The organism is Methylomonas stagni (assembly GCF_050154735.1).
GTDB lineage: Bacteria > Pseudomonadota > Gammaproteobacteria > Methylococcales > Methylomonadaceae > Methylomonas > Methylomonas koyamae_A.
On sequence record NZ_CP189557.1, the window covers coordinates 3902732 to 3918204 of the forward strand.

The window sequence follows — 15473 nt, forward strand, 5'->3', positions numbered from 1 at the left end:
CGCCAGAGATTCAAGTCCGGACGTTGGTTGGGCTTGGTTAAATCGGCATACGCTACAGCCTCGGCGGGACCCGCCAAGGCGGGTTCGATCGTCGACGCTGCGTCGATTCGATCAGTCGAAACGTTGCTATGCCAAAGAATCCGTGTTTCCGGGTAGTCGATCGGATGGTGTCTCGAAAACAAGCCGGGATACCGGGTTTGAGAGGCGTTGTTGTGACGGTCGAAAGTCGTGGCCGGAGCCATCGATCGATCTTCGCGCTGAGCATTTGCTTGCATTGGGTTCTAGGAATCGTTAGGCGTGAAAGTGGAGTGGGCTACGGCACGCGCCCAGGTTGGTCTCGCACATATAAGTCGCAAGTTTACCCTGAGTTGGTCAATGACGGGGGAAGCGCAGAGGAGCGTCGTTTCGATCAACGCCCCTTTGGACCATGTGAAACCGCCCCGATTAAATCAAGCGAAATAAGTGGGACAAGGGTAAAGGCTTATCTGGTTCTGCAATAACAAATTTCAATGTATCGGTGAAAAGCTTATATCGGCTATTCGCAGCTTCCAAGTTAGCCGCCGGGCTACCAAAACGCTCAAACGGCCTAAGTGTCCTCCGAGATACAGCTACAACGAATCGCTTTGAAGAGCATTTATTTTAGCGGCTTGAAATAGGCAAGCAATTTAGCGGAGTACCCGCGTATTTTAAGTGGTTATGTCGCGTGCGAATGAGTATTTAATATGTGAAATATTACCTTGCATATAATCTGAACTCTGCATCGGGCTTAAATTCAACGATTTTATTTGCTTCGGGGATATGTTCTGCAAGAAACTGCACGCGTGTCCACTAAGGCTGTGCGCTATTTACCAAGACAGTCCGCAGTTTGAGATTTACATTAAACGCCGGAAGCTAAATCGCATTGCGATATTAGTTAATTTTTCACATCGTAAAAGAGAATGTCGTATGAGAAAAAGTCACGCATTGGCCTATTTACGCCAAATTTGTTGCTCAAATTTAAGTAGTGAATTAATCACGACTGAGTTTCTGCGAGCGATTCCGAATCTTATTCAATCGAATAGTAATACTTTTTCGGTATGCGATCAGCAACTACGCTCTATTTATCACCTGACGGGATTCGATTTAGGGTATCTGGCGCCCGCTGTTCCGAACGTATTAAGGGATCACCATACCAAGGAGCGACTCGTTCGGGTCGCCAATTGGTTTCGGCAATCGCCAACGCTTGACGACCCTCGTATCGTGGATGATCAATTTTACAAATCCGATGTCTACAATATTATTTATCGAGCCTTCGATATGCATTACACGAGCTGGATTAAAGTGCCTATTAACGACAGTCAGGTTGGCGTGTTGGGTTTATATCGGTCAAAAAATCAGGCCGATTTTAGCAGCGGCGATCGAAATCAAATAACCAGCTTAATCGCCTATCTTTCGCACGCCTATCAGGCAAAGCCTAACCAAGCCACCGAGTATGGAAACACCGCATCCCAGGGAATGTTAATTATGAATCCGGAGGGGGGTTAATTTATCAATGTCCGGAAGCTAAACGCTTAATACAGTTAGCCGATACGCCAAGAACATTGATTGACAGACGTCAGAATAACCGGTTACTGGAAAATCTAAAGAAACTAGCTGATGATCTAGTCAGTATCCATCGCGGCAAAGAGAGCGCCATCCCGGCATTCGATCGCATAAACCCCTATGGCGCCTTTAGCTTTAAAGGTTATTGGTTAAATAATCTCGATTCAGACAGTAACAATATGATTGGCGTCACCGTGAAATACCGTGAGCCGATCGAGTTAAAGTTATTAAGGGCTGTTCGGAACTTTCCGTTGTCGCCGACGCAAAAGGAAGTCGCGATGTTATTGGCCAAAGGCATATCGTTCGAGCAAATTGGTCGAAAACTGCATATTAAGCAAAATACCGTGAAAGACCATGCCGGAAAAATATATTTAAAACTGAATATCCGGCAGCGCGGCGATTTATTGCCTTTGCTTCTGAGCGTCAACTCTGTTCATTGATTAACGAACCCGGCGGGTTGAGGCTGTAGCGAATTGGCATACGCGGACCCGACTAGAGGACAGTTTTGCCCAAATACCCCCTTTACAGAGGATGTTTGGGCAAGGTTGAGTTGTATACGCTATGGCCTAAGTCAATGCGTTAGGCCTGTTGAGCCTATGCCTTAATCTGAAAACCGCAACGATACGACCAAATTTTCGGTACCTAAATGAGCAACAAATCAGGCACATCCAGTCAAATCATCGGCTTGCCGCAAGGCGGCGGGGCAATTCATGGCTTAGGCGAAAAGTTTTCTCCCGACTTACATACCGGCACCGGGAACTTCAGCGTACCTATTGTGCTGCCTTCCGGGCGCAACGGCTTCCAACCGCATTTGACGCTCGGTTACAGTACCGGCAGCGGCAACGGCCCGTTCGGATTTGGCTGGGCACTCAGCGTGCCTGGCGTGATGCGTAAAACGTCCGGCGGTCTGCCGCGCTACGACGACCGTAGCGACACCTTCTTGCTGTCCGGCGCGGAAGACTTGGTGCCGGTCAACGAAGCCAGCGGCATTACCCGTTACCGCCCTCGTTCGGAAGGGCTGTTTGCCCGCATCGTTCATCGCCGCGATAAGGTACGTGACTATTGGCAAGTCTCGAGCAAGGACGGTCTGGTCAGTTACTACGGTTCCGCGGCAACCGCCGCGCCGGAACTGGCGACGATTGCCGACCCGAACGACCGGCAGCGAATATTCGCCTGGAAACTCAGCCAAACCGTCGATCCGTTCGGCAATCGCATCGACTATGTCTATGAGCGCGACATTCAGCCGGAAGGTGCTTTGCGCCGCTGGGATCAACTTTACCTATCCGAATTGCGCTACGCGGACTACGGCGATCCCGCCAATCCGCACTTCCTGGTCCGGGTGCGTTTTGTTTACGCAGACCGCCCGGACCCTTTTTCCGACTACCGCGCCGGCTTCGAGGTACGTACGACGCGCCGCTGCGTTCGGATCGAAATCTATACCCAAGCCGATCAAGAAAGGCTGACTCGCAACTATCATTTGGACTATCTCGATCAACTCGGTGGCGCGGAACTGCCGCTTAATGGCGCCTCGTTACTTGCCAGGATTCGCGTCGAAGGCCGCGACGGACAAGCTACGGAGTTTCTGCCGCCGTTGACTTTCGACTACAGCCGTTTTCAACCAAAGGCGCAAACCTTTTTTGCCGTAAAGGGCCCATTGCCGGCGGCGTCGCTAGCCCATCCCGAATACGAATTGGCCGATCTGTTCGGTAACGGTTTGCCGGACATCGTGCAACTGAACGGTACCGCCCGCTATTGGCGCAATCTTGGCGATGGCCGTTTCGCCGAGCCGCGTCCAATGGCCGACGCGCCGGCCGGCTTGAATTTGGGTGAGGCGGGCGTGCAATTGATCGATGCCGACGGCGACGGCCGTATCGATTTGCTGGTGCACCGAGACAATCTGTCCGGCTATTTCCCGCTACGCTACGACGGCCTATGGGATAAAAACGCCTTTCGCCGATATACCGTAGCGCCCAGCTTTAATTTCCAAGACCACGAAGTCAAACTGGTCGATCTGACCGGCGATGGTGTGACCGATGCCATTCGCAGTAGTAACCGCCTCGAAGTTTTCTTCAACGACCGCAATGTTGGCTGGCAGACCGGCCGGGCTGTCGAACGTCAAGCCTTGGAGCGCTTCCCCAACGTCAATTTCTCGGATCCGCGCGTCAAATGGGGCGATTTCAGCGGAGACGGTCTGCAAGACATCGCACTGATTCATGACGGCAACGTCAGCTACTGGCCCAATCTTGGATACGGCGATTGGGGCGCTCGCGTCGCGATGGCGCATAGTCCGCGATTGCCCTACGGTTACGACCCGAAACGGATCTTGATCGACGATATCGACGGCGACGGACTGGCCGACATCGTCTACGTGGACGATCGCAAAGTCCTGATCTGGATTAATCAGAGCGGAAACCGGTGGAGCGACCCCATCGAAATCACCGGCACCCCGGCGGTTACCGACATCGATGCGATTCGCCTAGTGGATTTACTGGGCAGCGGCCATCGCGGTTTGTTGTGGAGCCGCGATGCCGACGGCTCGGGCCGGCCGCCGATGTATTTCCTGGATTTTTGCGGCGGCGTCAAGCCGTATTTATTGACGCAAATGGACAACCACATGGGGGCGCTGACCAAAGTCGCTTACGCGCCGTCCACGCGTTTTTATCTGGAGGACCAAGCGCATCCGGCCTATCGTTGGCAAACCCCGCTGCCGATGCCGGTGCAAGTGGTTGCCAAGGTCGAAGTCATCGACCAAATTTCCCAAGGCAAACTCACCAGCGAATACCGTTACCGCCACGGCTATTGGGACGGTGCGGAGCGCGAATTTCGAGGCTTCGGCCGGGTCGATCAGCTCGACAGCGAAGTCTTTGCCCACTTTCACGGTAGTGGACTGCACGGCGGGCGAGCTTTTGAAGCGGTGGGCGCCGAACAGTTTTCGCCGCCGCTGGAAACCCGCACTTGGTTTCATCAAGGACCGGTTGGAGACGAATTCGGCGATTGGCGGGAACTGGACTGCCGGCCCGAATTTTGGCCCGGAGATACCAACGCCTTGGACCGCCCCGCTGCCGTAACCGCCAAACTCAACGCTCTACCCAGGCGGCGTAAGCGCGACGCCCTCAGGGCTTTACGCGGCAGCGTTCTGCGCACCGAATTGTATGCGCTGGACGGCAGCGAACGGGAAAATCGGCCCTACACCGTGACCGAACACCTTCAGGGAGTGCGCGAAGAAGTTCCGCCGCCGAACGATAGCGGCCGACCGGGGATTTATTTCGCCTATGGGTTGGCCGAACGCACCAGCCAGTGGGAACGCGGCAACGAGCCGTTGACGCAATTGGCATTCACGGCCGAACCCGATCAATACGGCCGCTCGACCGCGGCATTGGCGATTGCCGTGCCGCGCGGCCGCGATTACCGGTCGGCAGCTTCCGGCCCGGTATCGCCTTATCTGGCGACCGTCAGCGAAACCGTATACGCGAAACGCGACGACGACCGGCGCTACCTGATCGACCGGACCGTCAAGATCAGCCAATACCAAGTGATCAACGACGGAAAACGATCGGCGTCGATGCTGTGGAGTGCCGTGCAATCCGGCAAAGCGGCCAGCCAGTTGTTCGCGCAAACCTTGAATTTCTACGACGGGCCGGCGTTCGCCGGTTTGCCGCTCGGGCAACTGGGCGATTTCGGCGCACTGACCCGGACCGAGCACCTGGTATTCAGCGACGCGCAATTGAAAGTCCTCTACGGTGCGGCCGACCCGATTGCCGATCCGGCTGCCGGCGATCAATCCCTGGTCGCCATCGGTAAGCACGCGGGAGCGGCCGAAGGGATGACCCATAAAGCATCGCGACGATCCGCCGCGTCTCTGGCCCTTCTCACGATCCCCCTATCTGCAACCGGCCGGCGCGACCTGGAGCGATGACTATCCCGCCGAGTTTCGTACCCTACCGGGCCTGGCCGGTTACATTTACCATCCAAGCGGCGCCGGCGCGATGTCGGCGCCGGGCTATTTCGTTGTGACGGCCGCGCATGCTTACGATTTTCAAAGCGACAATGCGTCGGGCAAACCTCGCGGGCTGTTGTTACAGCAGCGCGACCCGCTAGGCCGCGCGACAACGATTGCCTACGATGTCTACCAATTGTTACCGGTTCGAGTCCTAGACCCGTTGGGTCTGATGGTCGAAGCCGAATACGATTACCGCGTCCTGCAAGCCGCATGCGTCACCGACCCTAACGGCAATCGCAGCCGAGCGCGCTTCACGCCGCTAGGCCTGCCTCGAGCCACGCTGATACAAGGCAAGGCGGATGCCGCCGAGGGCGACATCGATAGGCCCAGTATCGAGATGGAATACGACTTGGCCGCGTTCGGCGAACGCGGCCAACCGGTCTCGGTGCGTACTCGCCGCTATCAGTATCACGACAGCGACAGTGACGTACCGCTGCCGCAATGCGACGAAACTATCGACAGCGTCGAATATTCCGACGGCTTCGGTCGCTTGCTGCAAACCAGGGTGCAGTCGGAAGAGATTCGCTTCGGCAACGCCACGTTCGGCGGCGGAATTTTGCCCATCGATCAAGCCGACGCAGTCGGCACCAAGTTGGCGTTTGCCGGGGTCCGCAACAGCGACGCCGCCCAGCCCAACGTGCTGGTCAGCGGTTGGCAGATTTACGACAACAAAGGTCGGGTGGTCGAAAAATACGAGCCGTTTTATAGTCGGGGTTGGGTTTACGCCGCACCCGGCGAAGCGCAGCTCGGCCAAAAGGCGATCATGAGCTACGATCCGCGCGGTCAGGTAATTCGCACCTTGAACCCGGACGGCTCCGAGCAACGGGTGATTTACGGCGTGCCTACCGACTTGGCCGAGCCCGAGCAATTCGCGCCGACACCGTGGGAAGCCTATACCTACGACGCCAACGACAACGCCGGCCGCACCCATGCCGCTACGTCGCAAGCCTTCCAAAGCCACTGGAACACGCCGGCCAGTATCGTCATCGACGGACTGGGACGCACCGTGCAGGCCACGGCGCGGAACGGTGCCAGTCCGGCCGATGGGTACGTGACCCGTTCCGACTACGATATTCGCGGGAATTTGCTCAGCGTTACCGACGCATTGAACAGAGTCGCTTTCCGCTACGACTACGATCTGCTGAATCGGCCTTGGCGCACGGAGAGTATCGATGCCGGCCTGCGGCGCACGGTACTGGATGCGATCGGCAATCCGCTTGAACGACGCGACGGCAAGGGCGCGTTAACCCTGCACGGTTACGACGAAGGGAATCGTCCGAACCGGCTGTGGGCCAGGGACGGCCTCAACCAAACGTTGACGCTACGCGAAGTGTCGATTTACGGCGACCGGCCAGAATCGGGTTTGAGCGCGGATGCGGCGCGGCGGCAAAATCTGCTCGGCAAGTTGGTTCAACATTACGACGAAGCCGGATTAGTCAGCGTGCCGGGCTACGACTTCAAAGGCAATCCGCTCAGCCAAAGCCGGCAGGTGCTTAGCGACGCCACGTTGCTGAGCGTTTACCAAAACGGCGCCGCGCGCAATTGGGCCGTCGACGCATATCGCATCGATTGGCAGGCGCCGGCCGGCACCACGCTGGCCGCGCATGCGCAAACCCTGCTGGATGCTAGCGTCTACGAAACGACCTCAAGCTTCGACGCGCTGAATCGCATCAAGCGCCTGCAATACCCCAAGGATGTCACCGGCCAGCGCCATGAGCTTTTGCCGGTCTACAACCGGGCCGGCGGCTTGGCGCAAGTCAAACTTAACGGCCAGCTATTCGTGCAACAAATTGCCTATAGCGCCAAGGGCCAACGGGTGTTGGTGGCCTACGGCAACGGCGTGATGAGCCGCTATGCTTACGATCCACGCACCTTTCGCTTGTCGCGGCTACGAACCGAGCGCTACAGCCAGCCGGAAGCCGATCGTTACCAGCCGAATGGCGAAGCCTTGCAGGATTTTGCCTACCGTTACGATCTGGTCGGCAATATCTTGCAAATCGAAGACCGCGTCCAGGGCAGCGGCATCTTGAATAATCCGGCCGCCGCCTCGGTCGCCGACAATGCCCTCAAGCAACAACTCGCATCCGGCGACGCACTGCTGCGCCAGTTTGCCTACGATCCGATCTACCGATTGCTGTCCGCCACCGGCCGCGAATGCGACCAAGCGCCGGAAACGCCACCCTGGCTGGATCAGCCGCGTTGCACCGACCTGACCCGTACTCGCGCCTATAGCCAGCAATACCGCTACGACGCGCTGGGCAATATGCTGGAAATGAAGCACCAATTAGCCGACGGCGCTCGCAACCGGGTGTTTACCAATGCCGCCGGCAATAACCGCTTGGACACGGTGACGATAGGCCAAGGCGTTTACCGCTACGCCTACGATGCCAACGGCAACATGCTGTCCGAACATCAAACCCGCCGGTTCGATTGGGACCACGGCGACCGTCTAAAAGCCTTCCGAATTCAGGTGGCCGGTAGCGAGCCTTCGGTACACGCGCAATATCTGTACGACGCCGGCGGCATGCGGGTGAAAAAACTCACCCGCAAGCAAGGCGGCGAGTATACCGTTACCGTCTACATCGGCGGCTTGTTCGAATACCACCGCGCGGTGCAAGGCGCCACCGTCCAGGAAAACAACACCCTGCACGTCATGGACGACCAGTCGCGAATCGCGCTGGTCAGAGTCGGCACGCCTTTCCCAGACGACACCACCCCTGCGGTGAAGTACCACTTGGGTGACCATCTAGGCAGTAGCCATGTGGTCATCGGCGGCGACGGAGTCTGGCTGAACCGTGAGGAATATACCCCTTACGGCGAAACCAGCTTCGGCAGCTTCGCCAGGAAGCGCTACCGGTTTACCGGCAAGGAACGGGATGAGGAAAGCGGCTTGAATTACCACGCGGCGAGGTATTACGCGGCGTGGGTAGTGAGGTGGGTGAGTGCTGATCCGATTGGGATCAACGGCGGAACCAACCTGTATCAATACTGCAAAAGTAATCCAATTAATTTCTGTGACCTTAGCGGAACAGATATTTCAGATATAAATAAAAACTTAGATACCAATCATGACAAACAAATTTCACTCCACGAACTTAGTAAAGGGTTTAGTACAGGGTCGGTTTGCAGCAATATTTCCCTCAGGGACTGGGCCAATACGATGTCGTTTAACACCAGTGGTTACAGTGTTGATAATAATGTCCAGAAGTTAATTAACGATATTCACAAAGACACAGTATCCCAAGCAATCTCTTCGCAGATTAAAGCGGCTGAAAAAGCGGCTGAATCCGATGAAAAACTATTGCGAATGGATGCGGATGGCCGGACGTATACAAAGCGAGAAGATAGAGCCGCAGCGAAACGAGAACACGCCGAAAGTTTGGATCCGAAAAAACAACTTACCAAACTAGCGACTACGGGATGCTTGTTAGTGGCTGAATATTGTGCGTTGTCGAAGTCCATTTATCATTCGGCTACCGGCGATCCAAAGCAAGCCGTAGTGGATCTGGCGAAAGTACTATTCAGCAAACTGGCTGGAAAAACCTTAGAGTCAATGGGAGGAAAGGTTGCGCCCCCTTTCAACCCTACCGAAGATTTAGAAATTTTATTAAGCCATCAGCTCGCAAAAGGATCAACCGTACAAATGGAAACTAAGATGGGAGGGGTGTTTCTCACGTCGGAATTTAAGTTTGCAGGGGAAGTACTTTCGGCAAAAGTGCCCCTTGTTATCAATCAGGGCGAAGGATGGACGCTGACTAAAGCCATCTTGTCTTTTAAAAACCAAACCGTGAACGTCGCCAAGCGTTTAGGCGCTTCTACCATACGCTTCGAAGCGGGAACGGTGATAAATTCAGGCATAAGAGACATGTTGCGTAAGTTTGGTTTTCAACAACGAACCGATGATAGCCTGGACTGGTTTCTAGAATTGAAATTATAAGTTCGATTAATAACTCGGCTCGTAGGGACTGGTGTTTTGCCGAACACCAGCCCGCGTAGGTACGATTAGCGACAGCATAATCGTACGCGTTAATCGAAACTGTGAACGTTTTTCAGCGCCCGATTACGTTTCACTTATTCGAATTACGTTCCATTTAATGTGGAACGTGAGAGCAGGAAAAATGTAAATCTGGATGGATTGAATATCTTGTCCAATAAAACGGGGTACAAATAAATGACCGATCGATTGCCGAGAAGGGCTGGCCTTAAATAGCGCTTTCCCACTGTTTGTCGCCTAGCCCATGACTCTGATCGAGCGTCGACGAACCTCGACGAACCTGGGAGAAGCTACGGCAGGAAGGCTATTTAGGTATTTGGTTAATAGAAACTACGTTAGGGAACCTCTGATTAATTCGCAACCTAGAATTCTATAACTAATTATATCAATGACTTATGTATTCGAATGTTTTGAAAAACTGAATTAATCATAGGTTCCTTAGATAAAAACGATTTAAGAAGTCGGTGCATCAGGCAGGGTTTATTGATGCAAGACCGAGTTTACCATCCAGATCAACCCGGCAATCGCTGAATGGCTACCCGCCGCAGGTCGGTAATTGTCAGCCATAGACCAAGCATGGGGCCTTGCAGGTTTTCGGGTGTCGACCTATGCATTATCACTGTTATTTGAATTTACTTGAGATTAAACATGAAAAAAACACTAAATTACCAAAATAGTTTGCAAGAATTTCCCGCAAAAATAATTAAGACCGCAGCAAATTCATCGATGGTGAAGCCTATATATGTAAAAATCGACGTCGCGATTTCGAAACTCAATGGCCAAACCGCTTCCCCCGACTTGATGGTCCTCGATCCTAATATCGTTATAGAGGGTACGTTGTATGCAGAAGACCAATTTCGAGATGCAGTTGACGGGGAAGGTCAGTCCATTCCTGGCGAAATACGGGATATAACCAGCGATATCGCCCAAATATATGTCCGAATTGGCAACGGCAGTAACTTCACCGACTACCAGGCTATATCGACCAATAATAGTAAAAAGTGGAGTACTTGGGCGACCTCCAATATCGCCATGCCATACGGTTATGCCGACGGAAACGGTCGTTTGACGCTTTCAGTCCATGCGATCTATCTCTATCCGTACGACGGTTATTATTTAAATTATGAAGGCACGCAGAACCTTTCGGTCATAATCGACAATACCGATCCCAGCCTGACTATCGTCACGCCACAACCGGACGAAACCTTTGTTTTGACCGGCGATTCCGTCAAGGTCCCTTTGGAACTGAAGGCTACCGACAATAGCGGAATTAAACAAGTAAAGTGGTCTCTGAACGGCTCGGACTTTCAACAGCTTGTCTTAGATTCCGATCATCGTGCGCGTACGGAATTTTTTGTTACCGAGCCCCAACTTTACAAAATTGATGTCGAAGTAACCGATATTTTCAACCGGTCGGTTCATAGTTCGTTAAATATAGAGGTAGTACCGCCATATAGCGTGTCGGATCCGGAAAACGTTACCGGCGCGATCTCTTATCTGGGCGATCTATTGAAATTTTGCGCCAAGCGCATCGATAGCGGTAGTGGAAGCGGCGATGAAGACAAGCTTCCGAACGCCGACGATTTCGGCCGAATTTGTTGCCAGCGTTACATCTCGCTTGCGAACCCGGAAAACCGCGCGATGACAATGCGCAGCGTTCGGCAATCGCGCATTGCGATCGAAGTGTTGCGTGATTACATTACCACGCGGCAAATAGCTGGAGCGACTACGGCATCCCCCGCTTACCTGAGACGTGCTTACGAGGCATTATTAAATCAACTGGGTACGTCGATCGACGAAATCCGACAAGCGGCCTACGCTTCCGAAGATAGTCGTCTGGCGCTGGCCGACCGGTTGGGAATCGGTGCGGACAATTTCCAAAGTTTGGTCGTCACTGGGGATCAATTTACCGAAACCGTTTTGGAAAACTTGTTCGGTTTTGCCGATACCACCACGTTGAACGATCCATTCGCACCGAATGCGATACCTCCACTGTATTTGCGCAAGCGGCGAGTGTTTCTGAGAGCTCAATGGCGGCGGCAAGACGACGCTGTACGGGGAGACGCATTTCCCGAGATTCCGGTGCCGATCCTGGACCCGGATCGGGTATATGTCGATGACTTGCTGTCGCAATCGGTAAAAGATTTCTACAACGCGCGTAAAAGTCAACTTGATCAGTTCGATACGGCCTTGCGGCAATTGCCGGGAAGCGGCGCGGCCTTATTCGAATCGGCAGTGGAACTGGGCCTGGGAGCCGGGCAGTTCGATCACTTCAAAGTCTTGGTCGCCGATTACCGGCAAGGGAGTGATATCGATGAACCGTTAAAAGCCCTTTACCTCGAAAATGCAGCATTCGTATTCTTACAGAATCAGTACTCTAATCTGATCGCGGGCCTAGAGTTGTTGTCGCCAGAATGGGACAGCATATTTGCGATCCTGGTGCAGGTTAAAAAGCTGCGCGATTTGTATACCGGTTGGCGGCAAGAGGAAGTCAACGTAGCCTTGACTTTCGGCCCGGACGACTTTGCCACGTATATATCGAATGACTCCGACCCGCTTCCGGCTTGGCGGTCGTCGTGCGCGTTACGCCAGGACTGGGAGCATCGGCTGAAAGCCCGTGTCGACGCGGATGCCGTCACGCGCGAACAATTAATCGCCGCAGTAGCGGCTGCGGAAACCGCGGCCTTGCCGCTGTTGCGCGAGCAGTTGTTGAACATCGTCGCTCAAGCTGCCCAATCTACGGAAGATACCGATATCGCCGAACAGCTCACTCGTGAGTTGTTTTTCGATTTCAAAGCCAGCGGTCAAAGACAGTTGACGCGAATCGATCAAGCGCTCGAAACCTTGCAGTCACTAATGGCGGAGTTGCGGCGAGAACGTTTGGCGACCAGAAAGCCCGTCGTTGGCAACAATCTGACTAGTCAATGGCGTTTAAATGTCGATCCGGAGAAATTCGACGAAGAATGGCAATGGATGAGTGATTTTGCCGCCTGGCGCTCCGCGATGAATATATTCTTATTCCCGGAAAATTTTCTTGACGCCGACAATCGCCAACTGCCGCCGGAAACGCCTATCAATCCGTCACCTCAAGGGCAGTCCGTTTCCTTCCACCGGGAACTGGTGTTACCCCTGACCTCCATGCCGAGAATCACAAACGGCGCCGCCCGAGAATTGGCAGCCAAATATCTGAGCGCTATTCGGTCGGAAATTCCTGAAGCCGAAACTTTTTTACAAGCGTTCGTGTTGCGGGAGCCTACGTCGTTAATGGCGGCTAAGGATTTACGCGTTAAAAGTGACCATATCGTTCAACAAACAACACCAAACGCGACTAAGTTTCAAGACGTGCGGGAGTGGGCACAGGAAGTGTTTTATTTCGTTCCGATGCTATTGGCCAAATATTTGACAATATCCGGGGATTACACAACCGCGTTGGACTGGTATCGCGCGGTTTATGCTCATACGATGCCCGGCAATCCGAAAATCTACAAAGGCTTGGAGTTGGAGGAGGACGATCCTTCGGATTTTGCCCTCACCGATGATTGGCTCACCAACGATTTTAACCCGCATAAAATCGCCCAAACCCGAGGTAATGTCTACACTCGACACACGGTAGCAGCGATTAGCCAATGCTTAATATCATGGGCGGACGAGCTATATACCCAAGAAACGTCCAGAAGTCTTTCCTTGGCGCGAATTCGTTATAGCGAAGCGCTCGATTTGCTTTATCAGCCGGTAATGCGCGACAACGCCGAATTAGATGGAAAAGTTCTGGAAAATAGTCTGGTCGGAGCGTTACGCAAACGCGGTGAGACAAATTTGTCCAAGCTTAGGAGTGGGTTAAATATTGCAGGTCAGGAAATGGCCGGACAATCGTCGGCCGGTAGTGTCGAGATACGTCGTCCGACGCCTTACCGTTACCAAACACTAATAGAACGCGCCAAGCAACTCACATCGCTGGCGGGAGAAATCGAAGCGAGTTTTCTGACGACTTTGGAAAAGTTCTCTGCGGAAAGTTATACGCAGAGCCAGGCTAATCAGGCACTGGAAATATCCAATAAACAAGTAGAATTGGAAAGTAAGCGCAATCTCGAGGCAACCGACAGTATCGAATTGGCTAACTTACAATTGGTCCGTTCTCAATTTCAGGTCGGATATTACAGTAACTTAATTGGCGCCGGCTTAAATAGTAACGAACGGGAACAACTGAATTTTTTGGAGGCGTCTTCAGACGAGGGGTTGATCGCCGGAATCTTTAATGTAGCATCGCAGGTCGCTTCCTTCACAAAGAATCCGAGCGTAAATAGTTTTTCGATTCTGGACAGTGTGTTCTCCACGGCAGCCGCATACGACAAGGCATCGTCCGAGTTGGCAGGTATTAGGGCCGGCTACGACCGTAGAGCTCAGGAATGGGCTCACCAACTGGCAACGGCACAGCAAGATCAGGCCATTAGCCTGAACCAGGTTAATTTGGCAAAGGATCAATTCGAGATCGTGAAAATGAATAAGGAGATTGCCGAAAGTCAACAAGAGCATGCGCGTCAGATGGTGAATTTCCTTAATCAAAAATTTACCGGCGTAGAACTCTACCGGTGGATGGCTCAAGTTTTACAACGGGTGTACGCATATTTTCTGCAACAAGCTACCGCGACCGCGCGGTTAGCCGAAACTCAGTTGCGCTTCGAGCGGCAGCAAGCGTTGCCGGTATTTATTCAAACCGATTACTGGCAATTGTCAGGCGACGGCGGTAACAGTCAGTCCGGCGACCAGCGCGGTATGACCGGTTCGGTTCGGTTGTTACAGGATATTACCGAACTCGACCAATATGCCTTCCTGAGCAACAGCCGTAAATTGCAAATGAGCAAAACGTTTTCGCTGGCTGCCCTTTCCCCGATCGAGTTTCAACGTTTCAAGGATAGCGGCGTTATGCGCTTCAATACCGCGATGGCGTTGTTCGATCGGGATTTCCCCGGCCACTATTTGCGTCTGATCCGTCAAGTTCGCACCAGCGTGGTGGCGCTGATCCCGCCGATGACGGGTATTCACGCTACGTTAACCAATCTGGGTGTTTCCCGCATTGTTGTCGATGACGGCGGATTTCGGCCGATAGAAGTGCATCATGGCATGCAGTCGGTAGCTCTGACCGGCGCGGTTAATGCGACCGGGGTATTCGAACTCAATCAACAGCCGGAATTTTTGATGCCGTTCGAATCGGTCGGTGTCGATACCTTTTGGGAACTGCGCATGCCCAAGGCGGCTAACCCCTTCGATTTCACCACCATCGGCGACGTGTTGGTCACGTTGGATTACACCGCGTTGGATAGCTGGCAATACCGCAAGCAGGTCATTCAAAGCCTGCCTACCGATTTCGGTGCCGACCGTTCGTTCGGCTTGCGCGATCAATTCCCGGACCTTTGGTACGACTTGAATCATGCCGATCAGGCAGCGACACCCAATATCGTGCAGTGGGATATCGCAAAAAGTGATTTTCCGGCGAACGCGCTGGACGTGTCGATATCGCAGCTGGTGCTGTACTTCGTGGGTAAGGATGGCTTGGTCTTGCCGGAACTGCCGATCAAATTTCTTGGCCTTGATAACAGCAATGCCGAATCGGTCGGCGGCGCGGCGACGGCGGTTGCCGGTATCGCCAGCAGCCGGCGCGGCAATGCCGCGAGTTGGTTGGCGTTGCAGGGTAAGTCGCCGGTCGGACGTTGGCATTTGGATCTTAGCGATCGGCTGACGGACGGGCGTTTAGTCAGTCAGTTGATAGCCGACGAGTCCATCGCCGATATCTTGTTTGTCGTCAGCTACTCGGCCCGTTACCCCGCATGGCCCGCGTAACTGAAGACCGGCGCTAAGCATTCGAACCATCGACTAGAAACCCTGTTATACGAGGTCCCG

The 15473-nt window shown here is 53.5% G+C and carries 5 protein-coding genes; all 5 read left to right on the forward strand.

Features of this window, described 5'->3' with window-relative positions; all coding sequences use genetic code 11:
• Window positions 1-945: 945 nt before the first annotated feature.
• The 5 genes from ACP4CD_RS18000 to ACP4CD_RS18020 all read left to right on the forward strand — a co-directional run bounded on the left by ACP4CD_RS18000 (window position 946) and on the right by ACP4CD_RS18020 (window position 15413).
• Window positions 946-1524: a hypothetical protein gene (locus ACP4CD_RS18000; protein ID WP_426991932.1), complete on the forward strand. Its 579-nt coding sequence runs from the start codon at window positions 946-948 to the stop codon at window positions 1522-1524.
• 56 nt (window positions 1525-1580) lie between these two features.
• On the forward strand, window positions 1581-2021 hold the full coding sequence (locus ACP4CD_RS18005) for a LuxR C-terminal-related transcriptional regulator (protein WP_426991933.1): 441 nt from the start codon (window positions 1581-1583) through the stop codon (window positions 2019-2021).
• Between the two features lie 206 nt (window positions 2022-2227).
• Entirely contained in the window at window positions 2228-5497 is a 3270-nt protein-coding gene (locus ACP4CD_RS18010; protein WP_426991935.1) for a SpvB/TcaC N-terminal domain-containing protein, read from the forward strand.
• Window positions 5498-5567: 70 nt separating this feature from the next.
• Window positions 5568-9518: an RHS repeat domain-containing protein gene (locus ACP4CD_RS18015; RefSeq protein WP_426991936.1), complete on the forward strand. Its 3951-nt coding sequence runs from the start codon at window positions 5568-5570 to the stop codon at window positions 9516-9518.
• 1515 nt (window positions 9519-11033) lie between these two features.
• A complete protein-coding gene (locus ACP4CD_RS18020; protein ID WP_426991937.1) occupies window positions 11034-15413 on the forward strand; it encodes a neuraminidase-like domain-containing protein in 4380 nt (1459 codons plus the stop codon).
• The last annotated feature ends 60 nt before the right edge of the window (window positions 15414-15473 follow it).

Bases quoted from the DNA above. Each gene is read 5' to 3' on its own strand.
- ACP4CD_RS18000 (WP_426991932.1), top strand. From the start codon at position 946: ATGAGAAAAAGTCACGCATTGGCCTATTTACGCCAAATTTGTTGCTCA.
- ACP4CD_RS18010 (WP_426991935.1), top strand. From the start codon at position 2,228: ATGAGCAACAAATCAGGCACATCCAGTCAAATCATCGGCTTGCCGCAA.
- ACP4CD_RS18015 (WP_426991936.1), top strand. From the start codon at position 5,568: ATGTCGGCGCCGGGCTATTTCGTTGTGACGGCCGCGCATGCTTACGAT.